Here is a 26869-nt window from a genome sequence, read left to right on the forward strand (position 1 = left end):
TAGTTGAATAAAACAGGCGTGGCCGGTTGCCCGGTGCGCCGAACCCAGGCCGGTGGAGTAGCAAGCTTCACCAACCATTTTTGCGGCAGAAAACGATTGCAGGTTAGGTCATAATAGAGAAGAAAATAGGCGGTTTATTGGCAGCCGCGGCCCGTTACAACTATTTGTGCATCAAGCACTTCGTAGTTGGCGCGCACGGCTTTACAGATCAGGTTGAGTTTGGCAAACAGCGGCTCGTCGGTGAGCGAGGCCGTGAGCGGACAGTTTCCCAGCACCGCTTCGTCGTAGACGATGTGCACGCCGTAGGCTTTTTCCAATTGGGCAAATACCTGACGCAGAGGCGCTTCAGTATATTCGAAGGCGGCCTGGCCAGCGCTGGCCTGTAGGGTTGGCTGCGGCACCAGCGTGCGCAACAGCTTTTGGTCGGTGAGGCGATAGGTGGCCTGCTGGTTAGGCAGCAGCACAAAGCCCTCTAGCTTGCGGGTGCGGCGCTGGGTCTGGGCCTCCGTGCCGCCCTGCGGATACACCGATACGCGACCTGTTTTCACGGTTACCATCACGCGGGGGGCGTCAGGCGGGGCCTGCACTTCGAAGCTGGTGCCCAAGACTTTGGTTACGAGGTGAGACGTATTGACGAAGAAGGGCCGGCTCGGATTTTTGGCCACTTCAAAAAAAGCCGTGCCGTTGAGGTACACGTTGCGGTTAGGCCCCGTAAACTGCGCCGGAAACGCCAAGCGGCTGTGCGGACGCAGCAACACCGAGCTGCCGTCGGGCAACACCACCAGGCGAGTTGACTGGGCGGTATTCACAATTTCCTTCAGCAAATCAGTGGCTTGGGCCTGCACCAGCAGCTCTTGGTACGCCGGATCGGGGGCTGTCCGAAGCGTTTGCCAAAATTGCCAGCCGCCTACCAGCAGCAACAGCACCGCCGCGGCCGCCGCCCAGTACCAACGAACTTGTCGGGGCTGACTGGCAGCCGGCGCCGGGGCTTCCTGGGCGTCCAGGTGCTCGAAAATGCGTTGTTTGAGCACTCCTTTTTCGCTGACCGTGAGCCGCGGCTGCGCTACCTGATGCAAGGCCAGCACCAGATGGCGGGCCAGCTCCACCTCGTCGCGCCGAAACGGAAACGTGGCCAGCCAGTCCTGCCACACCGTTTCGGTGTCGGCATCAGGCCTCAGAACCCACCGGACAAAGAAGTCATCCTGGGCAAAATCCTCGGCGGAAAAGTGAAGGTAGTCGTGCATGGGAAGAGGCTGCTCTCTATTCAGAGTCCGCGGCCTGCTTTTACTACCACGCCCGCGCCGAATTTTTTTGCGCTCCGGCACCTTTCCCTTTATCTATTCACACGTTCTGCTAAGATCATGTTGCATAAATATTTGACAATCAAATAGTTATAAAATAAGAATATTTGATATTTTTCACCGATTTACATTCGGTGCAAAGCCAGCAACAGCAGACCCGCCAGGCAGGGCACAAACGCTTTGCGCAGCTTTTGGAGGGCGCGGTAGAGCTGATTGGCGACGGTTTGCTCGTTGAGTTGGAGCAGATTGGCGATTTCCCGGATCTTGAAATCGCTGAAATACTTCAGGTTGATGATTTCTTTCTCGCGGCTGGAAAGCTGATCCATCGACAAGCGCAGCCTGACGGAGAGGCGCAGCTCGTCTTCGGCGCGTACGAGGCGCTGCTCAGCCGATTGCTCGTTGTCGTCGGGCGGCGGCCAGGCCAGGTGCGGCCGGGGTGCCGAAGCGGTTTTGAGCAACTCCCGCCGCAGGCAGCGATACAAATAGAACTTCACGGCTACTACTTCGCCTAAGCTTTCCCGCCACGACCACAGGTGCACAAACACCGTCTGAATGCCGTCTTTCACTGCTTCGGCGTCGTCGATTAGGTGATGGCCGTAGGCAAAAAGCGGCTGCGCGTAGCGATCAAACAGCTCTCCTAGCGCCTCCCGCTGCCCGGCCCGGAAGGCTTGCCACAGCGCCAAATCGTCGCTGTACCGTTGTTCGCTGTAGGAAGGGGTGGGGACGTACATGCGGGGGAGAGGCAAAGTACACTTCCCGGATAGCCCGGTCTATAAAGCTACCAGAACGGCCCGAATAGTCTAGACTTTTCGGTAAAAAGTATGCAGATCAACCCCTTACAAGAGAAGGAGTTGCAAACAGATTGATTTTGGCTGCCCTGCGTTACGATCGTGCAGAACCTCGCTGCTAAGGAAATTTAGCGGATAAAATTATTTCCAGAGCAATTATGAAATAACGTAGGATGCCAGCATCTTGTATCACTCTCTTTTCCCTACACACCTTTTTCAATCTGGAATGAAATCACCTTTCCAACTCCTGCTGTTGGCCTTGTTGGCCACGGCCGCTTGCCAGCAATCCGACCACCAAGCTGCTACCGCTTCAACCCTCGAAACGGACCACGCCGTACGGGAGCGCGTCGCGCAGCTGGCCAAGGCCTACAGCCACAAAGACGGCTCTGGCTTTGTGGGCCTCACCGACCCAGACGGTAGCGTGGTCTACGGCACGGATTCGGCGGAGGTGAACGTAGGACAAGCCGCGATCCTGCAACAGATGCAGGCCGATTTTGCTACCGTCGACTCGTTGCACTTCGGCTCCGTAGCCAATTATCACAGCCAAGCTACTCCCGCGTTGGCCACGGCCTTTTTCGATCAGCCTCTTGATGCCTACGTCGGCGGCCACCGCTACCACGGCCTGATACGCTTTGCCACGGTGTGGCACAAACGGGACGACGGCAACTGGTACCTGTCTCAAACCCTGGTGTCGCGCCCCACGAAAGGCAAATCGTCGCGCGAGGTAGTTGCCGCTCGCCACAAACAATCTTAGCCCAAGCAGGCATTCGATCCGTCCGATTCCAGCGGCTGAGTTTCAACCTGTTATAATACAGCCAGCATCAGCCGCTTGAATTAGTCTGCTGAGAGTGTTGCTGGCAGAGTTTCATCTTAACACGCTCGAATACAGATAGATCTACTCATGACGACCAACGCCCGGCTCAGGAAAGCAGTCGGGCTTGGTGTGCAGCATTGATCAGCGCGGGCGCGTTTTTGAGTGTGGCCAGCACTACTTCCTTGGCGGCTTGTTTTAGTTCGTCTTTACTGATGTCGCGGCTTTCTTCGCGCACCAAGTCGGCCAGCGTTTGGAAGGCGTGGGTTAGCGCCTCGCGTTTTGGCCGTTCGGAGTGCAGTTCCGTGTACACCAGCGCCAAGTGTGCCTGAATCTTCTTGCGGCGGGTACGAAACACCGATTCGTGGGCCACGTGCGGCTGAATGGCGTCGAGCAGCTTGACCAACGGCAGCAGCTTGCTGGCCGTCGCGACGGCGGCCCCGCTCAGCCGCTCGCGGCGGCTGTGGTGGCTAACGGGCTTTGGGAGAATGGAATTTTCGGGCTCAGCAGCCAGGTGGTTGGCTTCCGTAGGAGGGACGTTGTCGCTGGGAAAATCCTGGAAACTGGCGGGCATGCAGGGTAGCTTGAAAATGTCGTACGCCAACCAAGGTAGGAGCAAAGGGTCTGGACTACCAAACCCACGCGGCTACCCCGCCAAATCAAGGCATTTCCACCATCGCCTTGATGACACCCGTTTTGGGATCCAGCCAGCTGGCAAACTCGGCCTGTACCTGCCCGAACGGAACCCGGTGGGTGATGTACGTAGTGGGGTCGACGTGCCCGGCTTGCATGGACGCAATGACGTGCTCAAAATCGGCACGGGTGGCGTTGCGGCTGCTCAGAAGCGTGGCCTCGCGCTTGTGAAACTCGGGGTGCGAAAAGCTGATCTCGCCTTTCTGCAAGCCCACCAGCACGTAGCGTCCGCCGTGCGCCAGGTACTGAAACGCACTCTCGATAGCCTTTTGGCTGCCCGTCGCATCGATCACGACGGTCGGCATATCGCCGCCGGTGATGCCGTGCAACTGCTCCATAACATTGGGCGCTTGCGCCTCTACGGTGTATTCGACGCCTACTTTTTCGCGGCAAAAAGCGAGTCGCTGCGCATTGAGATCGAGGGCAATGACGCGGCCCCCGGCGATGCGCGCAAATTCCATCACGCCCAGCCCGATGGGACCGGCACCCACCACCAGCACAAACTCGCCGGGCCGCACCGCCGCCCGGCTCACGCCGTGCGCGCCAATCGCTAGCGGCTCGATGAGCGCCAACTCGTCGTAGCTCAGGCCCTGGCCGTGCACCAAAGCAGTGGCTGGCACGGCCAGCAACTCGGTCAGGCCGCCGTCGATGTGCACGCCGCACACCTTGATGTGGGTGCAGCAGTTGGGCAAACCCGCGCGGCACGCAATGCAGGTACCGCAGCCGAAATACGGAATAAACGTGACGGCCTCGCCCCGTTCGAAGCCAGGTGCGCCTCCCGTGTCAACTAACTCGCCGGCCAGTTCATGCCCCAGCACCCGCGGGTAGTTGAAAAACGGCTGTTTGCCCTCGTACGCGTGCAAATCGGTGCCGCAGATGCCGACCCGGCGAATCCGCACCAGCGCATATCCTGCGGGTACGGCTGGGGCAGGGCGCTGCTCGTAGGCAAAATGACCAGGCTCGATGCAAACTAACGTATTCATAATGAAGTAGATAGCGTTAAGCGTTGGCCAAGGCCCGATCGAGGTGCACGTAGCCGCCATCGACGTGGATGATCTGGCCGGTGGTGTGGCTGCTGCGGCCGGAAAGCAGAAAGGCCGTGGTGTTGGCAATTTCCTCGGCTGTAGTCATGCGGTTTCCCAACGGGATTCGGCTGGTGATTTCGCGCAGCTTGGCTTCAGGATTGGGCAGGGTCTGAAGCCAAGTTTGATAGGCGGGCGTCCAGCATTCGGCCACCGCCACGGCGTTCACCCGGATGCCGTATTTGAGCAATTCCACGGCCCACTCGCGCGTGAGAGCGTTGCGCCCGCCGTTGGCCGCCGCGTAGGCGGAAGTATTGCCTTGCCCGGTTTCGGCCGTTTTGGACGTGATGTTGACGATCGCCCCCTTCGATTTCTTCAGCTCGGGCAGCGCGTGGTGAGCCATCAAGTAGTAATGTACCACGTTGCGATGCAGGCTAAGCATAAATTTCTGATAATCACCGTTTTCCAGGCCAACGCCGTCGTTCACGCCTGCGTTGTTTACCAGCCCGTCGAGGCGGCCAAATTGGGCCACCACGTCGCGCACGGCTTTGGCGCATTCGTCGGGCTGCGTCAGTTCGGCAACTACCTGTCCGGCCCGGCCGCCGGCGGCCTCAAGGGCAGCTACGGTGGCGCGGTTGTCGGCCTCGCTGCGCCCCACGATAACCGGAATGGCCTTTTCGCCCGCCAGCACGTGCGCAATGCCTTCGCCAATGCCTTGCGCCCCGCCCGTAACGAGAATAACCTTGTCCTGAAGCTGTAAATCCATGGTGGGATGGGTTATAAACGGTAGAAAGCGGCCGCGTTGCCGCCCCAGAACTGCGCCTGTTCCTCAACTGAAAAAGCAGCCAAATAATCGGCTGCGAGCGCCTGCACTCGGTCGTAGCCGCCGGCCACGTTGCATACCGGCCAGTCGGAGCCAAACAGCAGCCGTTGGGCACCGAAAGCCTCGAAAGCCGCGTCCAGGTACGGCCGAAAATCAGCCGGTTGCCAGCGGTGCCAGTCGGACTCCGTGACCAGGCCGGAGATTTTGCATTGCACGTTTTCGTGCGCCGCCAAGGCTTTCAGATCACGCCGCCAGGGCTCAATTTCCCCGGCTTTGATGTGTGGTTTGGCCAAGTGATCGAGCACAAACGGCTGCGCCGGAAAGACCTGCGCCAGTTCGGCCGCGTAGCCTAGTTGGTCGGGCAAAATCAATAGGTCGTAGGTGAAGCCGTGCCGAGCCAGCGCCGCAATGCCGCGCCGAAATTCCGGCCGCAGCATCAGCGCCCGATCGGCTTCGCTTTGCAGTACGTGTCGGAAGCCCTTTAGCGGTGTAAATTGTTTATAATGAGCTAGTTGTGTTTCAATGGTGTCAGCCTGCAAATCAACCCAGCCCACAACGCCCTTGATAAAATCGTGGGCGTCAGCCAGCTCCAGCAGCCAAGCCGTTTCCCGCTCCGACTGGCTAGCCTGCACCGCAACGCACCCGTCGAAGCCATGCTGCTGCAAAATCGGTTGCAGCTCGGTGGGCAGAAAATCGCGTCGGATAGGCGCCATGTCGGCCGTTATCCAGGTGTCGCGGGCGGCGTCAAACTGCCAGAAATGCTGGTGAGCGTCAATTTTTAGCATACGCTTTCAGCACTTGGCGCGAGGTGCCGAGGCCGTCGATGCCCAACTCCACCACGTCGCCGGGCTTGAGGTACACGGGCGGCTTCATGCCCAGCCCAACGCCCGCCGGGGTGCCGGTCGAGATGATGTCGCCGGGCAGCAAGGTCATAAACTGGCTGAGGTAGCTGATCAGAAACGGGATTTTGAAAATAAGATTGGCCGTGGTGCCGTCCTGTACCATCTGCCCGTTCACCGACAGCCACAGCCGCAGGTTATTCACGTCGCCGATCTCATCGGGTGTGGCCATAAACGGGCCCACCGGCGCGAAGGTGTCGCAGCCTTTGCCCTTGTCCCAGGTGCCGCTGCGCTCCAGCTGAAACTCGCGCTCCGATACGTCGTTGTGCAGCACATACCCCGCGATATATTGCTCAGCTTCAGTTTCTTCTACGTACGATGCTCGCTTTCCAATGACCACAGCCAGCTCCACTTCCCAATCGGTTTTGGTGGAGTTTTTCGGGATGATAATGTCGTCGTTGGGCCCGACGTACGAGGTGGTGGCTTTCATAAACAGCACCGGCTCGGGTGGGGGCGTGGCGCCGGTTTCGCGGGCGTGGTCGGCGTAGTTTAGGCCAATGCACAGCAGCTTCGACGGACGCGCCACGGGCGGGCCAAGGCGCTCGCCGGCCGCAATCGGTAGGAGCTGATTTTCATGGGCTTGCACAAATTCCGCCAAGCGCCGCAGGCCATCGGTGGCAAAGAATTCTTCGTGGTAGTCCTGCCCGAAAGCGGAAACGTCGTAGGGCTGGTCGTGGAGAATTATGCCGGGCTTCTCGTGGCCGGGCTGGCCGTAGCGGATGAGTTTCATGTTCGGGAAAGGCTTTAGGGAGGGTATTACTTATTTGCATAAATATTTGATAGTCAACTATTTAACTTTATAAATCCGCCATCAATCGGGTAGTCGCAACCGGTGACGAAACTGGCTTCGTCGGAGCAGAGGTAAAGGGCCAGGGCGGCAATTTCGTCGGGCTGGCCCATGCGGCCAATAGGCTGACTGCGTGAGAGTTTGGCGAAGATTTCGTCTTCGTGACCGGCGTAGTTTTGGGCAATAAACCCGTCGACGAAGGGCGTGTGCACGCGGGCCGGCGAGATGCTGTTGCAGCGAATGCCAGCGGCCAGGTAGTCGCGGGCCACCGAGAGCGTCATGGCAAAAATGGCCCCTTTGCTCGTGGAATACGCAAATCGGTCGGTGAGGCCAACTTGCGCGGCAATGGACGCCATGTTTACGATGACGCCACCGCCTTGCGCTTTCATCTGCGGCACGGCGGCAAACAGGCAGTTGTAAGCGCCCTTCACGTTTACCTGAAACACGCGCTCAAAGTCGGTTTCGGTGGTGTTTTCTACATTGCCGATGTGCGCGATGCCGGCGTTGTTGACCAAAATATCGACGCGGCCGATCTGCTGAAAAACGGCTACCACCTGCGCCTGCTGGCTAACGTCGGCAGCATGCACGTGGGCTTGGCCGCCGGCGTGGCGTATTTCTTCGGCCGTGTGCTGCCCGGCTCCCAAGTTGAGTTCGAGGATGTGCACTTCGGCGCCCTGCCGCGCAAAAAGCACCGAAATGGCTTTGCCGATGCCGCTTCCGCCACCCGTCACGACGGTCTGTTTCCCTGTTAAATCAAACATAGGCCATTGGGCTGCAACCAGCCGTATCTTCCTGAGGCTGAAATTTTTGATGGCAACATTGATGCCCCAAGAAAGCACAAACCGCGCACAAAACAGCACAGTATTTCGGTCAGCTTCCACGACGCTTTTCGGGGCGAAAGCTGGCCATGGGTTGTTGAAAAGCAACTCGGCAGTAAATTCAAGCCCTGCTTTTTAAAATTATATTTTTTGTTACATTTATCATATCGAAGCGCACTCATGTCTTGCGCAGCCCTTCCTGCTTCTATGAAAATGACAAAAACGCTTGGCGTGCTTACAGCAGGTGGCGCCCTGCTGTACGTTGTTTGGTTGGGCCTGCTGACGGCCAGCAATTCGATTCAGGCCCAGACGCCCCCGGCGCAAGCCACCCTCAGCGCTGCCGCGGCGGATACGATAGTGCTCATTCCCAAGAAGAACTGGGAGGACATGGTGACACTTTACGCGTCGGCAACGGGCGAAACCCCAACCTACGAACCAGCCGGCTCGACGCTCGAAAAAGCTACCACCGCCCGCTGGCACAACGCCCAAGTGGCTTTTGTGCAGGATGGGCCAGGGGTGCCGGATGGGCAACCGGAATTTTTCATCCGCTTCTCAACCCAAGACGACACCAATTTCAAGAAGTACCTAAAAAACCTGCTGAAAACGCCCCACGACAACGGCCATGAACTGAAGCGGGATTTTCAGTATACCAATAGCCAAGGCAAGTTGCGAACGGTGAAAGTGCGGGGCATCTACCTGCACCACGTCATCCCGAGTGGGCAAGCCGTGGAATTCGACACCACAGTGGGCGTGATCCACAATCCCAATTTCTAGCGTAGCGAAATCCCTGCTCCGGCGGTTTGGCCAGCTTTACAGCAAGCCCAAGGCTTTGAGCACGCGATCGCGGTTGGAGAGGTCGCCGACCAGCCGGCGGACCAAGCCGGGGCGTTTCTTGAGCAGCATCGGCACACCAAGAACTTCGTCCTCGCTGGCGCGTTCGGGGTGCTGATGCAGGTCCACGACGGCCAGCTGGTGGCGGCCCGACAAATACTGCGCACAAATAGCCCGAAGGTTGTCGAGGGCCCGCATAGATGTCGGCGACGAGCCGGCAATGTACAGTTGCAGATCGTACTCAGGTACAAACGACAGATCCTCTTCGAGGGGCGTGGCAGCTTCGGCCATAGGCAAAAATAGGATTGAGGGAAGTTATACGCGCCTGCGCAACGACCGGCTAGCCTCAGGCAGATTTTTCTGTACATACAACCCATTGCCGGGTTGCACGACAGGGATTTGCCTATGGTAGCCACAACAAAAGCCCAACGCCACTCGCTACCTGAGAATGCATCATCAGGTACCAAGTGGCGTTGGGCAGAAAGCGCGAGGAGCGGTCTTCGCGGTGTAGAAACGCGACACTTCGCGTCTCTACGTTGCTGATGCTGAACGATTAAATCATCCCTGATAAACAACGACGAGACGCGAAGTGTCGCGTCTCTACGCTCCATCTTCGGACTTGGAAACTGCGCTAGTTGTTTTCCGCGCTACTTCACCTCGGCGGCCAGGTTAGCGTAACTTAGCTCGCGCACGGCAAAATTACCTTCTGACCTAAGTGTCATTTTATCAAGTATTTGCGTGGGAAAGAAAAGCTCGCTCATAACCGTCAGGCCCTGGTCGGCGAAAAGCTCTACTGAGCTGGCGTCGAAAAGCAGCGTTAGGTTTGTTTGAGGCGTGGTAGCCAGCCGCGGGGCCGTGTGCCGTCCGGCAAATTTGCTGCTGAAGCCCGATAAGCCCGCCTTCGTGCGGTCGATGTAATACTGATTGGCTTTTTTATCGTAGCCGATCACCAGCTCCTCGCCTTTGCTGTTGGAGAGCACCAGCGAGTAAGTAGCCAGCTGGGCCGCGCTGAGCTTCAGCTGAAACTTGTCGCCCGCATTTTTGACTTTCGCGGAGAGGTCGTACTCCTTCGGAACCGTAATGTTCTTGAGCGTAGTGCCCGGCTGGGTGATTTTGGCTAGTTCTTTCACCGGCTGCGAGGTCAGGTACATCTGCGAGCCTACCTGTTGCAGCGCCAGCTCACGCGGCGCCGTGGTGGCGTTGCGCCAAGGCGAGGTGGGCACTTGGTTGGCGTATTCCCAGTTGCTCATCCAGCCCAAGAAAAGACGGCGGTTGCCGGTGTTCGACCACGTCACGCCGGCGTAGTCGTCGGGGCCGTAATCGGCCCATTTCGTGTCGGTTGAGGCAGGCGTGAAGGTTTTGCCGTCGAAGTTGCCCACAAAATACTGCGTGCCGGAGCCGCCGTTGGGGCCGCCGGGGTTCAGGTTCACGATCAGCACCCAATGGGTTTTGCCGTTCAGCGTCAGCGGGAACAGGTCCGGGCATTCCCAGACGCCGCCGTGGGCACCGAGTTTTTGCCCGAATTCGCTTTCCTTGCTCCAGTCCTTCAGGTTAGGCGACGAGTAGAAGGTGATGCGGTCTTTGGTGGCCAGCGTCATCACCCACTTTTTGCCCGCCTCGTACCACCTCACTTTGGGGTCGCGAAAGTCCTGAATACCAGGGTTTTTCAATACGGGATTCTTATCGTATTTCGTCCAGGTTTTGCCCGCATCGAGGCTGTAGGCCAGGCTCTGGTTTTGGTGCTTGTTGGTGCCTTTTTTCTCCTCCTTGGGGTTGTGGTGGGTAAAAATGGCCACCAGCGGCACTTGCCCGTTTTTGCCAAATCCCGAGGTGTTGTTGGCATCGACCACGGCGCTGCCGGAGAAGATATAGCCCAGACTATCAGGGTAAAGCGCAATGGGTTGCTCTTTCCAGGTTACCATGTCGGGGCTGGTGGCGTGGCCCCAGTGCATCGGGCCCCACACCATGGCTTCGGGGTAGTACTGGAAAAACAGGTGGTAGGTGCCCTGGTAGAACACCATGCCGTTGGGGTCGTTCATCCAGTGCGCAGCGGGGCTAAAGTGATAAGCCGGCCGGTATTGCGGAGTAGGAGCAGGAGTGGGTGCGGGCGTAGTTTGGGCAGTACCGAACCGAGCCAGGCCGAGAAAGGGCAGGGCCAGGAGAAGCGCTTTTTTCATATGGAAAGGAATTTGTAGCGGGAGAGACAAGGAGCTATACGGCATGAGCTGCCATAAATTTGGCAACTTGGCTTTCAGTAATTAGAGGAGTGGCCCCTTGATAAGTAGCTACTAATGAGCCTGTTGCACAAGCGCGGCGCAGGCATTCTTCTGGGTCTTTGCCGGCTTGCCAGCAGGTGAGCAGGGCGGCCAGAAAAGCATCGCCGCTGCCGATGGTGTCCTGTACTTGCACCGAGATGCCTTCGCTGCGGTAGAGCTTGCCGCCCTTCCACATAATGGCGCCGTCGGCGCCTTTGGTCACGCACACGCCTTGCAGCCCGAAGCGCTCGGCCAGCCACGCCAGGGCCGTTTCTTCGTCGGCGTCTTTGCCAAACCAGCCCATAATCTCGGCCAGTTCGTGGTGGTTCATCTTCACCAGATCGGCGTGTTCCAGCAGGTAGCTTACCACTTCGCGGGTGTAGTGGGGCGGGCGCATGTTCACGTCGAACACCTTAAAACGGGCATTTTGCAGCAGCCGGTACAGGGTTTCGCGGGTGGCTGGTGTGCGGGCCGCTAGGCTGCCAAACACAAACATGTCGGCTTCGGCAACCAAGTCGCGCAGGCGGTCTTCGTACTGAATGTAGTCCCAGGCAACGGGCTGCACAATCTTGTAAACCACTTCGTTACGGTCGCCCACGTTGGCCTTCACCACGCCGGTCAGGTGGGTGTGGCCGCGCTGTACGTAGGTGGTCGGTACGCCGCGCTCTTCCAGAAAAGCAAGCAGCTCGGTGCCCAAATCGTCGTCGCCGACGCGGCTGATGAGCTCCACCGGCTGGCCGAGCTGGTGCAAGTGTACGGCCACGTTGAAGGGCGCGCCGCCCGGCTGCTTGCCCGAGGGTAGCACGTCCCAGAGCGTTTCGCCGAAACAGACAATAGTGTTGTTAGGCATCGGATATAAGGCTTAAAAGAACGTCATGCCGAGCGCAGCCGAAGCATGACGTTCTGGTTGATTTTTAGTGTATCACCAAAGTCTTTTCGAGTTGCTCCAGGCTGGTGCCTTTGGTTTCGGGCATGAAGCGCCACACAAACAGCAGTTGCAACACCATCATGCCGCAGAAAAACGCGAACGTATGTCCACCACCCAGGTGCTCAGCGAAATACGGGAACGTGAAGGCGATGAGCGCCGCCATCACCCAGTGCGTCGAACTGCCCAGCGCCTGGCCTTTGGCCCGCACGGTGTTCGGGAAAATCTCGGAGATGAACACCCAGATAACTGCGCCCTGCGAAAAAGCGAAAAAAGCGATGTACACAAACAGCAGCACCGGCACCAGCACGCCGCCAAACTGCTCGGTGTAGAAGGCGCGCGCCACCAAACCCAGCGTCACGATCAGGCCCACCGAGCCGATGAGCATGAGCTTGCGGCGCCCAAAGCGATCGATGAAATTCATGGCCAGCAGTGTAAACGCGAAGTTTACCAACCCAATGCCCGCCGACGACAACAGCGCCGAGCCTTTGCCCAACCCCGTCATTTCGAAGATGCGCGGGGCGTAGTAGATGATGGCGTTGATGCCCGATACTTGGTTGAAAAAAGCAAACAGCATCGCCAGCATCACCGGCTCGCGGTAGGCCCGCGCAAACAGCGAAACGCTCAGGGATTCGTCGGCGGCGTTGGTCGTCAGGATGGAGGTTACGTCCTGCTCGGCGGTTTCGGGGTCGATCAGGCGCAGCACTTGGCGGCCTTCCTCGACGCGGCCTTGCCCCAGCAGCCAGCGCGGGCTTTCGGGCACGCGGAACAACAGCAGCAGAAACGCCGTGGCCGGCACCGCCTGAATGCCTAGCATCCAGCGCCAATCTTGGTCGCCGATGCCGGCCAGCAGGTAGTTGGAGAGGTAAGCGGTCAGGATGCCGAACACAATGTTAAACTGAAACAAGGCCACCATCCGTCCGCGCGATTTGGGCGGCGAAATCTCGGAGATGTAGAGCGGTGCCGTCACCGATGACGCCCCTACGCCCAGCCCGCCCAGAAAACGGAAGATCATGAACGGCACCCACAGCGGGGTGAGCGCCGCGCCCAGCGCCGATATGAAGTAGAGCACGGCAATCCAGATCAGCGTCTTGCGGCGGCCGAGCTTGTCGGAAGGAATGCCACCGAAAATGGCACCGAACACCGTGCCAATCAGGGCGATGGCGATGGTGAAGCCGTGCTCAAACGCGTTGAGGTGCCACACCTGCTGAATGGCTTTTTCGGCACCGGAAATTACGGCCGTGTCGAACCCGAACAGGAAGCCGCCCAGCGCGACGACGATAGACCAGAAAAAGACGTTGCGATTTTTCATCTGAATAGAAAGTAGGAATAAGGCCCGCGTTTTGGACTGCTCTCGGGAGCCGGAACCGCATTACCTAGCTCCGTTTTCGAGAGGAAAAGGGAAGCTAGGTAATGGATTAAGTACGAGATGGTTACCAACCAGGATTCTGCTTGTACAACCCTTTGCTGAAGTTGATCTGGTTCAGCGGAATGGGCAGGTATTCGTCGCGGCCGATTGTGAAGTGGGCGTCTTTCAGGTGCAGGCGTTTCACTTTTTCCTTCTCGAAATACGCGTTCAGGTAGTCGCCGGCGATGCCCCAGCGCACAAGGTCAAAGAAGCGGTAGCCTTCCAGGGCAAACTCCAGGCGCCGCTCGAAGCGCAGGGCCTCGCGGGCATACTGCTGATTCCACTGCCCGGCGCTGTACAGGCCGATTTTGTAATTGGAAATGGGCTGGCCGCTGCTGGTTTTCAGACGGGCTGTACTATTCTGGGCGCGCTGCCGGATCTGGTTGATGATGGGCAAGGCCTCGGTGGCGCGGTTTAGCTCGATGAGGGCTTCCGCTTTCCACAACAGCACGTCGGCGAAGCGGATGATGGTCCAGTTTTTCGAAGAGCTCATAAACGGCGGCGTTTTCTGGAAGCTGGGGTCGGAAGGCAGCACGTTTTCTTTCATCGACATGAACACGCCGTAAGTGTTCTTGTCGCGCAGCCAGGAGTTGTCGTCGAAAATAAACGTAGGATCATACTTGTACGGGTGTGTTGGAATGCCCACCGTATGATCTAGGCGCGGGTCAACGGTATTGGTTTGAAAATCAGATGGTTTTATCAAATCTGAATTGTTGAACGTCGTGAACAGCGGCAAACCCTGGGGGTCAGTTTTGAAGGCATTAACCAGGTTCTGGCTGGGCTGGTGAAAGCCGCAGCAGCCGTAATCGGGGTTCATGGGATAGTTGAGCTGGTTGCCGCGGTCGGTGCGGCCCTTAGGCGTGCCGTCGTTGCGCGAAAATTGGATGGCAAATACCGATTCGGGGCTGTTGTCGCCTGCGGTCAGGAAGTTGGTGGCAAAATCGGGGTTCAGCGAGTACTTGCCCGTCGCAATCACCTGGTTGGTCAGCGACAGCACTTCCTGCAGTTTGGTCTGGTCAATGGACGTTACAGCGTGGTTGTCGCTTTGTACATACGCCTGATACAGAAGGGTTTTAGCCAGGTAAGCCTGCGCCGCCGACTTGTTGGCCCGCCCGATTTCGGGCTGAGTTTCCGGCAGGTTAGCCACGGCAAAGCGGAAGTCGTCGGCGATTTTGGCCCAAAGCTGATCGTTGGTCAGGGCCACGTTCGACACCTCCGGGTACTGCTCCGTGGGGATGGTTTCGTCGATGTAGGGAACCCGGCCAAATAGTTCTTTCAGCAAAAAGTAGAAGTGTCCGCGCAGAAAACGCAACTCGCCCTGGCGAACGGCCTTGTTGGGCATATCCACCGCGTTGAGGCGACGCAGAGCATCGTTGGAGCGAGAAACACCGATGTAGAGCTGAAACCAGAGTTGGTCGGTGTTCGGAATATCGACGCGGTTGAAGGAAAACGTTTCGTAAAAATGAAAGGCATCGATATCCGAAGTGTTATTGCCCCCCTTGTAAGCATCGCCGCTGCGAACGTTGCCATAGGGCCACATCGAGGTGTAAGGAACAAAGTACACGTCGTTGCCGAGCTGCGAGTATGCCGCAATGACCTGCTTCTCAATGTTGGCGGGCGTATTCAGCTGGTCGTCGCTGAGGGCGCCGGTGGGCTGTACGTTGAGGAATTTGTTATCGGAGCAGCCGAAGGAAAGCGTGAGCAGCGAAAGAGCCAACACGCTGGTTTTCAGGTTTTTCATAAGATGGAGCGTTGGCGAGTGGCTAGAAGGAAACGTTGAGGCCGGTCGTGAACACGCGCGGAATCGGGTACTGGTAATTGGTTACTTCCGGGTCGGGGCCGGTGTAGTTCTTGCTCTTGATCGTGAACAGGTTCTGGCTCTGCACGTACACGCGCACTCCTTGCAAATGGAGCTTGCCCGCCACACCTTCTGGTAGCGAATACCCCACCTGGAGATTGCGCAGCTTCAGGTAGGAAGCGTTCTCGATGAAGTAGGTCGAAGCGCGCGCTTCGTTGTTGTTGTTGATCAGGGTAGCCGCCGGAATGGTCGAGCCGGTATTGGTTGGCGTCCAGGCACCCAGCAGGCGCTGGCCCCAGTTTTCGCCAGAAGCGATGGACGAGAAATCCGTCCGGAATTTGGCGTTGTTGTAGGCATAGATGCCCTGCACACCCTGGAAGAACGCCTGTACGTCGAAGCCCTTGTAGCCCACGCCCAGGTTGAGGCCATAGTTGAAGTCCGGCACGCCTTCCGTAATCCATGTTTGGTCGAAGTTGTCGACTTTGCCGTCGCCGTTCAGGTCTTTGTAACGGATGCGGCCGGGCGCGGCCCCTACTTGCGTAGGACCAGCACTTACTTCGGAAGCATTCTGATACAAGCCATCCGCCACGTAGCCATACACCGCATTGATGGAGTGGCCCAGGCGCGTTACGTCCTGGCCGTTGCCGCCGTAGGCGTTGATTACTTCGGCGGGCAGGAAGGTGAGCTTGTTGCGGTAGGTCGAGAGGTTGCCGGTAATGTTGTAAGTCAGGCTGTTAGCGAGCTTGTTCTGGTAGCCGAGCAGAAATTCCCAGCCTTTGTTCTGAATCGAAGCCCCGTTGACAAACTTATCGCCGCCTTCGCCCACTACAGCCAGGTAAGGCAGGTTTACCAAGATGTCCTTGCTGTTTTTGATGAAGTAATCGACCGAACCGCTCACCTTGTTGTTGAGGAAACCGAAGTCGATGCCGTAGTTGGTTTGCGTGGTGGTTTCCCACTTCAGGCCGGGGTTGGCGCGCTGCACGCGACGATAGCCCGAGGGCAAGTTGGTGTCGTTGCCGTAGATGTCATAGGCCGTGCCGTGGTCGTAATCGAAGTTAGGATCCAGGGTGCCCAGCAAGGCTTGGTAAAGGCCGCGCGAAGCGAAGTTGGCAATGTCCTGGTTGCCGGTCTGGCCCCAGCCGGCGCGCAGCTTCAGGTCGGAAAGGAACGCGGCGTTGTCTTTCAGGAAGTTCTCTTCGCTCAGGCGCCAGCCCGCCGACACGGCCGGAAATACGCCAAACCGCTTGTCTTCGCCAAAGCGCGAGGAGCCGTCGCGGCGCACCGTTACCGAAGCTAAGTACTTGTCGGCGAAGGCGTAGTTGAACTTGCCGAAGTACGAGGCCAAGCGGTACGCCGTGCCCGAGCCACCATTGTCTTTGTTGGCCGAGCCCGCGTCGAGGTAGGTGTAGCTGGGATCTTCGCTGGCAAAGTTGGTGCGCGAGGCGTAGGTGCTCTCGTCGTAGTAGCTGATGCGCTCCGTGCCGACCACAAAGCCTAGCTGGTGCTTACCGGCCAGCGTCATGTCGTAGTTCAACGTGTTCTGCCACACCCAGTTACCGTAGAAACGCTCGTTGTCGGTTACCCGGTTATTGGCCTCCGACAGATAGCCCGCCTTGTAGGTTTTGTAGATCTGGCGGAACTTGTACAGGCTGTAGTCGATGCCGAAGCTGGTGCGCAGGTGCAGACCCTTCAGGATTTCGGCGTCGGCAAACAGGTTGCCGAATGCCCGGCCCGTGTTCGAGCGGTTTTGCTTGTTGTCTTTCAGCAAGCGCAAGGGGTTGTCGCGGTCGCTCATGCCGGCTACTGGGCCGCCCCAGCCTACACCATCAATGGTGTGCACGGGCACAATGGACGGCAGCTGCGTGGTGCGGTCGCGCACCAGGTTCAGGTCGAATTGCGCCTGCTGCGACTTCACGAGGGTCAGGTTTTCTCCGATCTTCAGCTTGCCGTTCAGGAAGTTATAATCCGAATTGAGGCGCGCCGTGTAGCGGTTGAAGCCCGTGTATTTCAGCGTGCCGGTGTTGTCGTAATAGTTCAGCGAAAACAGGGCGCCGCCGCGCTCGCTGCCGCTGCTCACGTTCAGGTTATACGACTGAATCAGAGCGTTTTGCTGGGTTTCCTTAAACCAGTCGGTGTTGGCGGCCCGCAGGGTTTTGTCGGCGTCGATAAACTCCGGAATGGTTACGCCGTCCAGCACCGGCTTGCCGCTGGCGTCGAGGTGCGTCTGGAAGTTGTAGTAAGGCAGGCTGGGCACTTTGCCGTCGTTGATGGCTGCCTGCCCGTACACCTGGCCGTAGTCTTTGGTGTTGAGCATCTTGATGTGCGGACCCGGCTGTTGCACACTGAAGAAGGTCGAAAAGTCGACGCGCGTGGCGCCTTTCTTGGCCTTTTTGGTCGTGATGATGATGACGCCGTTGCCGGCCCGCGAGCCGTAAATACTGGCCGCCGAAGCATCTTTCAGCACCTGAATCGACTCGATGTCGTTCTGGTTGATCTGGTTGATGCCTTCCTTCGTTGGGATGCCGTCGATGACGTACAGCGGGTCGTTGTTGCCCAGCGTACCGATGCCGCGAATGCGCACCGTGGCCGCGCTGCCCGGCCCCCCGTCGGTGGTGATGTTGACGCCCGGCACCCGGCCTTGCAGGTTGCGCGTGACGTCGTTAGAAGCCATGTCGCGGATTTCCTCGGTCTTGACCACGGCCACGGCCCCGGTCAGGTCGGCTTTGCGCTGGGTTTGGTAGCCGGTCACGACTACTTCTTCGAGGGCTTTGCGGTCGGGGGCCAGCGCAATCGTCAGGCTGGTGCGCCCGGCCACGGCCACTTCCTGCGTCAGGTAGCCCACCGACGAAACCACCAGCGTGGCGTTTTCGTCCATGGTCAGCACAAACTTACCGGTGCCGTCGGTGGAGGCGCCGTTGGTCGTGCCTTTTACCACCACCGTCACGCCGGGCATGCCTTCGCCCTTCTCGTCGTTGACCTGGCCGGTTACCTGAATAGGAGCCCAGAAATCGTTTGCAACATGAGGTCCCGTAACAGCAGTTTCAGCCTCGGGAGTAGGCCGCGCACCCGCTACCATTGGTACGGTGGCCAGCAGCGTCGGCAACAGTAGTCGGCGCGCCAAGAGTACACTTTTTCGCATGGGGATGTAGGAAAAGAAGTTGGAAGAATAGGAGCTGGAAGCGAATCGGGCGGAGCCGTTGGAGCCAGTATTCGGGCTGACCTCAGGCCGCAGACGGGCACTCGGAAACGTTTTCGGTGTCAGCGCAGCAATGCGCTACGAGAAGCAGATGTCAGCGCCGGAAAGGAGAAGCCCCGCAGATTCATGACTCAAATGTCGGCTGAAAGCAGGGCGGGGGGCTAGCTCGATTATCCCAAATGCTATAACAATTCGTACAGACTTACACTTTTATGTAAGCAGTTGATAATCAAGACATTATGTACAAGTGCGGAAAAGCCGTACTTGCGCAGCTATTACTAATGATACCTCACTTTAGAAATTGATTCACACGCTCGGCGTCGTGTGCAGGGCCCGGAACTCGGAAGGCGAGATGTGGTACTTGGCCTTGAAGCTGGCCGAGAAATAAGAGGGCGAAGAAAAGCCCAGCCGGTAGGCAACTTCGGCAATGGCCAGCTCGGTGTCGAGGAGTTGCTGGCGGGCTTTGGTCAGCCGGATGCCTTGGATAAAATCGGTAACGCCCGTGCCCAGCACGGCCTTCACTTTGCGGTAGAGCTGCACCCTCGAAATGCCGAGGCTGCGCGCCACATCCTCGACGCTCAGCTCGGAGTTGGATAGGTTTGCCTCGACAATCGCGGTGAGGTCGGCCAGGAATTTCTGGTCCACGCGCTGCGGCGCGACGGTGGCCGTGTCCACGGAAATCGCGCGCCGGAAATGCTCGCGTTGGCGCTCGCGGTTGCTGAGCAGCGTCCGCAGATTTTCCAACAGAAACGTTGGGTTGAAAGGCTTAGTCAGGTAAAGATCGGCGCCGGCCTGCACGCCTTCCACCTGCTGCTCGGCAGCGTTGCGGGCCGTGAGCAGCACCACCGGAATGTGCGAGGTGCGCCAGTCGCCTTTGAGCTGCGCCACGACTTCCAAGCCGCTGAGGCCGGGCAGCATTACGTCGCACACGATCAAATCCGGGATGGTTTCGGCTGCCATTCGCAGACCCTCGGCGCCGTCGGTAGCCGTCTTGACCTGAAAATGCGCGCGGAGTTTCTGAGCCAGAAAGGCGTTTACTTCCTCGTTATCCTCAATTACCAGCACTAGGGCTTCGCTGTCCTTGCCGGTGCTCACCACCGCAGGCATGTCGTCCGGCGATTGGGCCGGCGTAATTTCTTCCGTCAGCATAAGGGCAGGGGCCGGCAGCGAGGTGGCCGTGCTGCGAAGCGCCGCGGGAAGCTCCAGCGGCAGCGTCACGGTGAACGTGCTGCCTTGCCCAGGTTCACTGGCAAAAGCCAACGTGCCTTGGTGCAATCGCACCAGTCCCATCGCCAATGCCAGCCCCATACCGGAGCCCTTTGCCACGTCCTGGTTGCCCTGGTAAAACCACTCGAAGATGTGGGCGCGGTCCTGCTCGCTGATGCCGCTGCCGGTGTCTTCCACGCTGATGCGCACGCTGCGCTCGGCGGGCACCAGCTGAATGCTGACGGTGATCTGGCCGCGTTCCGGGGTGAATTTCAGCGCGTTAGACAATAGGTTGAACAACACCTTGTCCAGAATATTAACGTCAAACCATAGCCGGATGCTGGGCTCGGCGGGCAGAAACCGCAGGCTGATGCCGCGCTGCCGGGCCGGCTTCTCAAACACGTCCATGATCTCGCGCACAAACGCCACCAGGTTGCCCTCGGTAGCGCGCACAGGCATTTTGCCCACGTCGATTTTGCGGAAATCCATTAGCTGATTGACCAGCTGCAACAGGCGCTGCGTGTTGCGGCGCACCAGCGACAGATCGTGGCGCTGCCCGGCGGAGAGGTCGGCGCCGTTGGTGAGCAGCTCTTCCACCGGCCCCATAATGAGGGTGAGCGGCGTGCGCAGCTCGTGCGAGAAGTTGGTGAAGAAGCGCAGCTTGGCTTCGGTCTCGACGCGGGCCCGTTCGGCAAAGGCCTGAATCTGATTGCGTTGCGAAAGAATCTCTTGGTTCTGTCCCTCCAGCTGGCGTGTGATGCGGCGGTTTATGCCAAATGCCCGCCACACAATCACGCCCAGCACCATCGCACCCAGCAACGCAGCGGCCAGCACGTACAAAATCGTTTGCTGGCTGGTGTACGTGGCCAATTGCGCCCGCAGCAGTTGTTGCTGGCGCTGAATGTCCTGCTGCTGACTGGCCAGCTTTTCGGTCTGCAGCTTCATGGTCAGCACGTTGGTCGAGTCGATGACCATCGTGCTGAGAATGTTTTCTTTCTCGAACGGCTGCTTGCGCAGAATCCGCATGGCCGTGCGAATCGCCTCTTCACCGCCCGGCGGGTACAATAGCGTGGCAGTCAATATTTTATCCTGCACAAACTGGATGCCGCCCTGCGGCCCGGCCAAGCCATCGACGCCGATCACCCGAATGCGGCGATCCAGTCCCAACTGTTTGCACACCTGGTAAGCGCCCAGCGCCATGCGGTCGTTGTGGGCAAAAATCAGGTCTACTTCGGGGTGGGCCCGCAGCACGGCCGGCAGCGCCCGCATCACCGAGGGACGCTTCCAGTCGCCCTGCACCTGCGCCGTGAGCCGGACGCCGGGATAACCCGCGATGCCCTGCACAAACCCCTTGTGCCGATCGACGGCCGGCGAGGCACCCGCCGCGCCCAGCACTTCCAGCACGTTGCCGTGTTGGCGCAGCAGGCTGCTGGCGTAGCTGCCGGCCGTGTGGCCCACTTCCAGATTGTTGCCGCCCACGTACGCCGTGTAAAGCTTGGAGGTAGTACGGCGATCGAGAATCACGACCGGAATGCCCCGGTTAAACACTTCTTCCACGATGGGCGTGATGGGCTCGGCTTCGTTGGCCGAAACAATCAATAAATCAATGCCTTCGCGCAGAAACTCGCGGATGTGCTGCTGCTGGAGCTTGCTGTTGTCGTGGGCGTCTTTCATCCGAAAGCTGACCTGCGGATAAAAGCTCAGCTCCTTTTTCATGCCCGCCAGCATGGCCTGTCGCCAGGCGTCGCCGTTGGTGCACTGCGAAAAGCCAATGCGGTAGGTGCGCGGCGTCGGTGACGTGGTGCAGCTACCCGCTATCCATAAGATAATCAAATAGATACACGGCTTCAGGATAGCGAGTTTCCGGCCTGAAGCAATGAGAGATTTCATAAGAAGACCTAAGTGAACGCGCAAAGCCGAAAGCGATGTGGTGACTCACGAAAGGTAAGCAAGCCGCTCAATATTTATTCCGCTGCGCTTCGGCCGGGGCATATGCACCCGCCGTAGACGGATTTGTGCTTTTTTTGCAAGTGCTATGCGCCAAAATTACCCCGAATACCCGGCCGCCCGCGGCAACGTCCTGCTCCTGAGCTGCATGGATTTGCGCCTGCTCGACGACATCGTGCGCTTCATGGAACACGACAACCTTACCAACCGCTACGATCAGTTTATTTTGGCCGGCGCGGCACTGGGCTCGGCCATGAATGAACACTGGAACACGGCTTTTTTCGAGCACCTCGCCGTGGCTTGCCAGCTCCACGGCGTGCGCGACGTGTACATTCTGGAACACCGCAACTGTGGGGCCTACCAAGTGTTTCTGGGCGATGCGGGCACTTTCGACGATTCCCACCAGCACCACGACAACGAGCGCTGCCTGCACAACCAATACGCTCAGCAGTTGGCCGCCAAAATCCGGGACTGGAGCCAGACCAGCGGTTACGTACTGCAAGTACAGTGCTTCCTGATGGATCTGCGCGGCAATGTAGAACTGTTGCAAGCTGCCGAATCAGAATAAGGTAGGCTTACAATAGTGTGAATGGTTGATCCAAGTCTTTTCATAATTGCTTGATAATAAAGTAATTATGAAAAGACGTTTTGCGTTCGATTTACTTAGAGTTTATCGCAGCAAGGGCGCAATGCGCGTGCCGATCAGCTCGATGGAGCGCAGTACCTGCTCGTGAGGCAGCGCTGCTACGTCCTGTTGAAACGTGACGCGGGCAATGCCACCCAGCGCCTCGCTGTGGCGTTGGATTTTGGCCGCCACTTCCTCGGGGCTGCCGACCAGCAGCGCGCCCGTTGGGCCGGCTTGCGCGTCAAACTGCGCCCGCGTCACTGGCAACCCGCCCCGCTCTCGGGCTCGGGCCGAAAAGGTGCGGGCATACCCTGGGAAAAACTCGGTGCGGGCTTGCTCCGACGTCTCGGCCACGTAGCCGAGCGAGTGCAAACCCACCGGCAGCTGCTCGGGTGCAAAGCCCGCCCGGCGGCCGGCTTCGCGGTACAGATCCACCAGTGGCCGGAAGCGGTGGGTTTCGCCGCCTATCACCGCCACCATCAAGGGTAAGCCCAGCGCCCCGGCCCGCACAAATGACTGGGGCGTGCCGCCCACCCCAATCCAGATGGGCAAGGGTTGCTGCACCGGGCGAGGATAGATGCCTTGGCCGGTCAGGGCGGGCCGGAACTTGCCCTGCCAGTGCACATGCTCATGGGCGCGAATGGTCAGCAGCAGCTCCAGCTTTTCGGCAAAGAGCGCGTCGTAATCGGCCATGTCCAGCCCGAAAAGCGGAAAAGCTTCCACCGACGAAGCCCGGCCCACCACCATTTCGGCGCGGCCCTGGGAAATGAGGTCTAGGGTGGCAAACTGCTGAAATACCCGCACCGGATCGGCGGCGCTGAGCACCGTAACCGCGCTGGTGAGCCGAATGCGCTTGGTGCGGGCCGCCGCGGCGGCCAGAATGACGGTCGGAGCCGAATCAAGGTATTCGGGGCGGTGGTGCTCGCCAATGCCAAATACATCGAGCCCGACTTGGTCGGCCCGCTCAATACGGGCCAAGAGCTGCTCCATGGCCTGCGCGCCGCTAAGGGCAACGCCGGTGTCGGGCGCCGCGGCGAAACTGTCTATTCCGATTTCCATCTTGGGTAGTCTGACTAGGCGCCCTGCGAGTTGAGGCGGCAATGTTCTGCTTCAAGGTAGGGCAAAAGGCCGCGGCTTCAGAAGCGGTTGGTCAGAAATCAACTTCCTCTTATTTACTCAAGAATGCATGTTCTTTTATAAATAATTGATAGTGAGAGTTTTGTGCATGCAATGAAGCAAAAACCAGTTAATGACGAGCCCTCTCACCATCGGTGCGCAGCAGAAGCCGATTGCCCCACGGATCGGTGGCGGCAATGCCTTCCGGCGCCGGTTCCGTGGGAAAGCCAGCCTGCTGCAGACGGGCCGCCGCGGCATCCCGACTGGCGGCGTCGGGCAGCCACAGCTCCCAGGAAAGCAGGCGGGCATCCTGCGCGGTAGCTGCCGGCGAACCTGCTGCCCACACGTTCAGGCCCACATGGTGGTGATAGCTCCCGGCCGACACAAACAAGGCGCCGGGCAAGCTCCACGTCACCTTGTCCAGCCCCAGGGCAGCGTGGTAAAAGGCGGCGGCCTGCGCAAGGCTGCCGGTGTAAAAATGCATGTGGCCGATGGTGGTGCCCGCCGGCAGGCCCTGCCAGCGGGTGTCGCCGGCCGCCTGTAGCACGGCGGGTAAGTCCAAGGGATCGAGCGCCGATTGGATTTCGCCCTGCTCACTTACCTGCCACTCGCTGCGCGGACGGTCGCGGTATACTTCCACCGTAATGCCATCAGGATCAGTTAGATAGGTGGCTTCGCTGTAAAGATGATCTGAGGAGCCTATGCGTACCCCCAGCACGTGGACGTGCCGAAGAAATCGGCCTAAGTCGGCGCGGGAGGGCAGCAGAATGGCAAAATGATACAGGCCCAGCAGGCCCCGCCGCGGCACCGGCCGCACGCCTGGTTGCTCATGCAAAACCAGCAGCGCCTGCTCACTGCCGGCCGCCCCTAGCTCAGCCACGGCTCCCGCGGCCGGCGTTCCCTCGCTCCGACGCAGCACCTGAAAGCCCAATACATCTTCGTAAAAAGCCAGTGAGCGCGCCAGATCCGCTACTTGCAGCGCAACGGTGCCGATGCGGATGTCGGCAAGCAGGCGGCCGTCGGGCGGGCGAATCCCGATTTGGTCGGGCGCCAGGGCAGCATAAGGAAGCGGCGTGATGTTCATGGCAGGCATATGTAAAATGGGAATTACAAAGCAGGTACGCACACGACCAGCGCCGCTACTTGCTCAGGCTTCAGCTAGTTCATGTACGGTTGTCGGCTAAGTAAGTGCTGCCAGCAAAGGGTTGGATTAGAAATACCTAACGGCTGTGGAAGATCTAAAAAGCGATGTTTCGTAAACAATTGATTATGTGGTATTTATAAATTAAGGCCAAAAAGGATACGGACTTGCAGAATGTGTCGTAGCGGAAAGTCGCCACCCATCCGGATGGCCGTTGAGCTCCGTAGGCCGTTTCGGTTTGAAACAGAATGTAGATGCGCGGGTTGGAGGGGGCACCGGGTTTGCTAATACCTTTACCCAACCACTTTGGATTTGTATCCAGCTTCTAATAGGAAGTTGAAGCAATGCTGTTCAGCTATAATCATTTGATGGATAAGTGATTATCTGATTTGTAAAAATATTTTAAACATTTGTTTAAAATAAACAGTTAAAGTATTAGGCATGAAGGCCCGCGCCCATATATATTTATTCTGTCTTGCAAACTCCTCTCTGACTTTATGAAAAAAGTTGCCGAAGCTGCCCTCGATACAAGCACCGAAGAGCGCATCAAAGAGGCGGCGCGCAAGGTGTTTCTGCAAAAAGGCTACGCCGCCACCCGCGTGCGCGACATCGCCGAGGAGGCCGGGATCAACATTGCCTTGCTCAACTATTACTTCCGCAGCAAGGAAAAGCTTTTTGACCTGGTGATGCTGGAAAAAGTGCAGCAGTTTGCCGGCGAGCTTCGGCAAATTATGCTCGACGAAGCCACGTCGCTGCGGGAAAAAGTTGAGCGCATTGCTGCCTTCTACGTCGATTTGCTACTGGCCCAGCCTGAGCTACCGCTCTTCATATTCAGCGAGTTGCGCACCAATCCGGAAAAGCTGGTCGGTACGCTGGGTGCCAAAAAAGTGGTGATGCAATCGCGGTTTGCCGAACAGCTACGGGAGACGTTGGGCGACACCCATAGCCACACCAACCCCTTCCAACTTATCATCAGCCTGCTCGGAATGGCCGTGTTTCCGTTTATCGCGCGCCCCATGCTTCAAATTGTGGGTGAGCAAAACGACGCCATGTTTGCCGCTATGATGCAGGAACGCAAGCACTTGCTGCCGCAGTGGTTCGACGCGATGCTGAAGAGCAGTTAGTTTTTTTGGACGTCTCTTAAACAAGTTTTTAAAATAGAATTTCAACCGTTGCCTGTTCTATGAAAAAGGTAGTTGCGCTGCTCGGCTGGCTGGCGCTGGCTGGAAGTAGCTGGGCACAAACCCCTTCGCCGCCTCTGACGTTGGCCGACTGCCAGGCGCGGGCCCAGCAGAATTATCCGCTGATCCGGCAGCGGGAGCTTATTCAGAAGACTCGCGAGTACTCCGTGGCAAACGCGGCCAAAGGCTATTTGCCCCAGGTAAGTGTCAGTGGGCAAGCTACTTACCAAAGCCAGACGGTAGACTTCGCGGGGCGCTTTCCGGCGGGCTCGCCGCTAAGCGATGCATTGCCCAAAATCAGTAAGGACCAATACCGGATTACCGGACAAATCGAGCAGGTGGTGTACGACGGCGGGGCTATTCGGGCTGCTCAGCAGATTCGTCAGGCCGACGCCAACGTGCAGAATCAGAACCTAGAAGTGAACCTTTACACGCTTCGCGATCGCGTGAACCAGGTGTTTTTTGGGCTGCTGCTGCTGGATGAGCAGCTCAAACAAGTCGCGCTGCGCCGCACCGACATCCAAAGCGGCGTCGACAAAACGCAGGCGCAACTGACCAACGGTGTGGCCTTTCGCAGCAGCCTCAACGAGCTAAAGGCCGAGCTGATAGGAGTAGATCAAACCGTGACCGAGCTGCGCGCTACCCGTCGCGCCTACGCCACCATGCTCGGGCTGCTCGTCAACGAGTCGCTCGATGAGCAAGTACAGCTGGAAAAGCCTCAGCCCGTGGGGCTTACTCCTCAGATCAATCGCCCGGAGCTGGGGCTATATGAGGCGCAAAAACGCGCTTTCGATGCGCAGGAAACCCAATTGCGGGCGGCTTTACGGCCGCGGTTCAGCGCCTTTTTTCAGGAAAACTACGGGCGGCCAACCTTCAACATCATCAGCAACGACTTCGGCTTTTTCTGGATCGGTGGCCTGCGCCTGAGCTGGAACCTGAGCAGCCTCTACACCACGCACCGCAACGACGTGCAACTGCTGAACCTGAGCAGGCAAAACGTGGACGTGCAGCGCGAAACCTTCCTCTTCAACACCCACCTCACACTCACCCGGCAGCAGGCCGACGTGCAGAAATATAAAGAGCAACTAGCTCAGGATGAGCAGATTGTAGCGCTTCGTACTTCGGTGAAAAATTCGGCCAATGCCCAGCTGCAAAACGGCGTCATCACCAGCCACGAATACATTGTGCAGGTAAACGCCGAGAGCGCGGCGCGGCAGGCGCTCGTGCTGCACCAGATCCAGTTGTTGCAGGCCCAATACAGCTACCAGACCACTTCCGGCAACTAATCAGCACGCTTT

The 26869-nt window shown here is 58.4% G+C and carries 22 protein-coding genes; 5 read left to right on the top strand and 17 right to left on the bottom strand.

The window, feature by feature from the left end; translation table 11 throughout:
• Positions 1 to 134: 134 nt before the first annotated feature.
• Both H9I52_RS03465 and H9I52_RS03470 read right to left on the bottom strand, forming a co-directional pair.
• Complete coding sequence (locus H9I52_RS03465; RefSeq protein WP_187452667.1) at positions 135 to 1244, bottom strand: FecR family protein; 1110 nt, start codon at positions 1242 to 1244, stop codon at positions 135 to 137.
• 182 nt (positions 1245 to 1426) lie between these two features.
• Entirely contained in the window at positions 1427 to 2032 is a 606-nt protein-coding gene (locus tag H9I52_RS03470) for an RNA polymerase sigma factor (protein WP_187452668.1), read from the bottom strand.
• A 283-nt stretch (positions 2033 to 2315) separates the two neighbouring features.
• Between H9I52_RS03470 and H9I52_RS03475 the strand changes: the two genes are divergently transcribed.
• Complete coding sequence (locus tag H9I52_RS03475) at positions 2316 to 2843, top strand: YybH family protein (RefSeq protein ID WP_187452669.1); 528 nt, start codon at positions 2316 to 2318, stop codon at positions 2841 to 2843.
• 166 nt (positions 2844 to 3009) lie between these two features.
• On the opposite strand, the gene H9I52_RS03480 is transcribed toward H9I52_RS03475, so the two are convergent.
• The 6 genes from H9I52_RS03480 to H9I52_RS03505 form a co-directional block, all read right to left on the bottom strand.
• Positions 3010 to 3474 carry a hypothetical protein gene (locus H9I52_RS03480; protein WP_187452670.1) on the bottom strand — a complete coding sequence of 155 codons (465 nt, stop codon included), beginning with the start codon at positions 3472 to 3474 and terminating at the stop codon, positions 3010 to 3012.
• 85 nt (positions 3475 to 3559) lie between these two features.
• Positions 3560 to 4576 carry a zinc-binding alcohol dehydrogenase family protein gene (locus H9I52_RS03485; RefSeq protein ID WP_187452671.1) on the bottom strand — a complete coding sequence of 339 codons (1017 nt, stop codon included), beginning with the start codon at positions 4574 to 4576 and terminating at the stop codon, positions 3560 to 3562.
• 16 nt (positions 4577 to 4592) lie between these two features.
• Positions 4593 to 5381, bottom strand: coding sequence for an SDR family oxidoreductase (locus tag H9I52_RS03490; RefSeq protein WP_187452672.1), 789 nt, complete (start codon positions 5379 to 5381; stop codon positions 4593 to 4595).
• An 11-nt stretch (positions 5382 to 5392) separates the two neighbouring features.
• On the bottom strand, positions 5393 to 6223 hold the full coding sequence (locus H9I52_RS03495; protein ID WP_187452673.1) for an amidohydrolase family protein: 831 nt from the start codon (positions 6221 to 6223) through the stop codon (positions 5393 to 5395).
• Positions 6210 to 7067 (bottom strand): fumarylacetoacetate hydrolase family protein, encoded by an 858-nt coding sequence (locus tag H9I52_RS03500; protein ID WP_139514032.1) that lies wholly within the window; start codon positions 7065 to 7067, stop codon positions 6210 to 6212. Before H9I52_RS03500 ends, H9I52_RS03495 begins: the two co-directional genes overlap by 14 nt.
• Positions 7068 to 7120: 53 nt before the next feature.
• The gene (locus tag H9I52_RS03505) at positions 7121 to 7885 is read right to left on the bottom strand and encodes an SDR family NAD(P)-dependent oxidoreductase (protein WP_187452674.1); all 765 of its coding nucleotides are present in this window, start codon (positions 7883 to 7885) and stop codon (positions 7121 to 7123) included.
• 264 nt (positions 7886 to 8149) lie between these two features.
• Between H9I52_RS03505 and H9I52_RS03510 the strand changes: the two genes are divergently transcribed.
• Positions 8150 to 8716: a hypothetical protein gene (locus H9I52_RS03510; protein WP_222940395.1), complete on the top strand. Its 567-nt coding sequence runs from the start codon at positions 8150 to 8152 to the stop codon at positions 8714 to 8716.
• A gap of 36 nt (positions 8717 to 8752) precedes the next feature.
• On the opposite strand, the gene H9I52_RS03515 is transcribed toward H9I52_RS03510, so the two are convergent.
• From H9I52_RS03515 to H9I52_RS03545, 7 genes are all read right to left on the bottom strand, one after another.
• Positions 8753 to 9064, bottom strand: a complete 312-nt coding sequence (locus tag H9I52_RS03515; RefSeq protein ID WP_139514029.1) for a circadian clock KaiB family protein — start codon at positions 9062 to 9064, stop codon at positions 8753 to 8755.
• 356 nt (positions 9065 to 9420) lie between these two features.
• Positions 9421 to 10950, bottom strand: a complete 1530-nt coding sequence (locus H9I52_RS03520; protein ID WP_187452676.1) for a glycoside hydrolase family 32 protein — start codon at positions 10948 to 10950, stop codon at positions 9421 to 9423.
• A 34-nt stretch (positions 10951 to 10984) separates the two neighbouring features.
• Positions 10985 to 11878 (bottom strand): carbohydrate kinase family protein, encoded by an 894-nt coding sequence (locus H9I52_RS03525; protein ID WP_187452677.1) that lies wholly within the window; start codon positions 11876 to 11878, stop codon positions 10985 to 10987.
• 64 nt (positions 11879 to 11942) lie between these two features.
• Positions 11943 to 13265 (bottom strand): sugar porter family MFS transporter, encoded by a 1323-nt coding sequence (locus H9I52_RS03530; RefSeq protein ID WP_187452678.1) that lies wholly within the window; start codon positions 13263 to 13265, stop codon positions 11943 to 11945.
• A gap of 121 nt (positions 13266 to 13386) precedes the next feature.
• Positions 13387 to 15102 (bottom strand): RagB/SusD family nutrient uptake outer membrane protein, encoded by a 1716-nt coding sequence (locus H9I52_RS03535; RefSeq protein WP_187452679.1) that lies wholly within the window; start codon positions 15100 to 15102, stop codon positions 13387 to 13389.
• A gap of 22 nt (positions 15103 to 15124) precedes the next feature.
• Positions 15125 to 18298, bottom strand: coding sequence for a SusC/RagA family TonB-linked outer membrane protein (locus H9I52_RS03540; RefSeq protein ID WP_262385930.1), 3174 nt, complete (start codon positions 18296 to 18298; stop codon positions 15125 to 15127).
• Between the two features lie 363 nt (positions 18299 to 18661).
• The gene (locus H9I52_RS03545) at positions 18662 to 21451 is read right to left on the bottom strand and encodes a substrate-binding domain-containing protein (protein WP_187452680.1); all 2790 of its coding nucleotides are present in this window, start codon (positions 21449 to 21451) and stop codon (positions 18662 to 18664) included.
• A 145-nt stretch (positions 21452 to 21596) separates the two neighbouring features.
• Here H9I52_RS03545 and H9I52_RS03550 point away from each other — a divergent pair, with 145 nt between their 5' ends.
• Positions 21597 to 22076: a hypothetical protein gene (locus H9I52_RS03550; protein ID WP_187452681.1), complete on the top strand. Its 480-nt coding sequence runs from the start codon at positions 21597 to 21599 to the stop codon at positions 22074 to 22076.
• A 102-nt stretch (positions 22077 to 22178) separates the two neighbouring features.
• Here the strand turns inward: H9I52_RS03550 and H9I52_RS03555 are convergent, their stop codons facing one another.
• Positions 22179 to 23192, bottom strand: coding sequence for an LLM class flavin-dependent oxidoreductase (locus tag H9I52_RS03555; RefSeq protein ID WP_187452682.1), 1014 nt, complete (start codon positions 23190 to 23192; stop codon positions 22179 to 22181).
• Between the two features lie 187 nt (positions 23193 to 23379).
• Positions 23380 to 24342: a VOC family protein gene (locus tag H9I52_RS03560; protein ID WP_187452683.1), complete on the bottom strand. Its 963-nt coding sequence runs from the start codon at positions 24340 to 24342 to the stop codon at positions 23380 to 23382.
• A gap of 545 nt (positions 24343 to 24887) precedes the next feature.
• Here H9I52_RS03560 and H9I52_RS03565 point away from each other — a divergent pair.
• Both H9I52_RS03565 and H9I52_RS03570 read left to right on the top strand, forming a co-directional pair.
• Positions 24888 to 25514: a TetR/AcrR family transcriptional regulator gene (locus H9I52_RS03565; RefSeq protein WP_187452684.1), complete on the top strand. Its 627-nt coding sequence runs from the start codon at positions 24888 to 24890 to the stop codon at positions 25512 to 25514.
• 59 nt (positions 25515 to 25573) lie between these two features.
• Entirely contained in the window at positions 25574 to 26857 is a 1284-nt protein-coding gene (locus tag H9I52_RS03570; RefSeq protein WP_187452685.1) for a TolC family protein, read from the top strand.
• Positions 26858 to 26869 lie beyond the last annotated feature (12 nt).

The sequence above is a fragment of the Hymenobacter sp. BT491 genome (assembly GCF_014349165.1).
Lineage (GTDB): Bacteria > Bacteroidota > Bacteroidia > Cytophagales > Hymenobacteraceae > Hymenobacter > Hymenobacter jejuensis.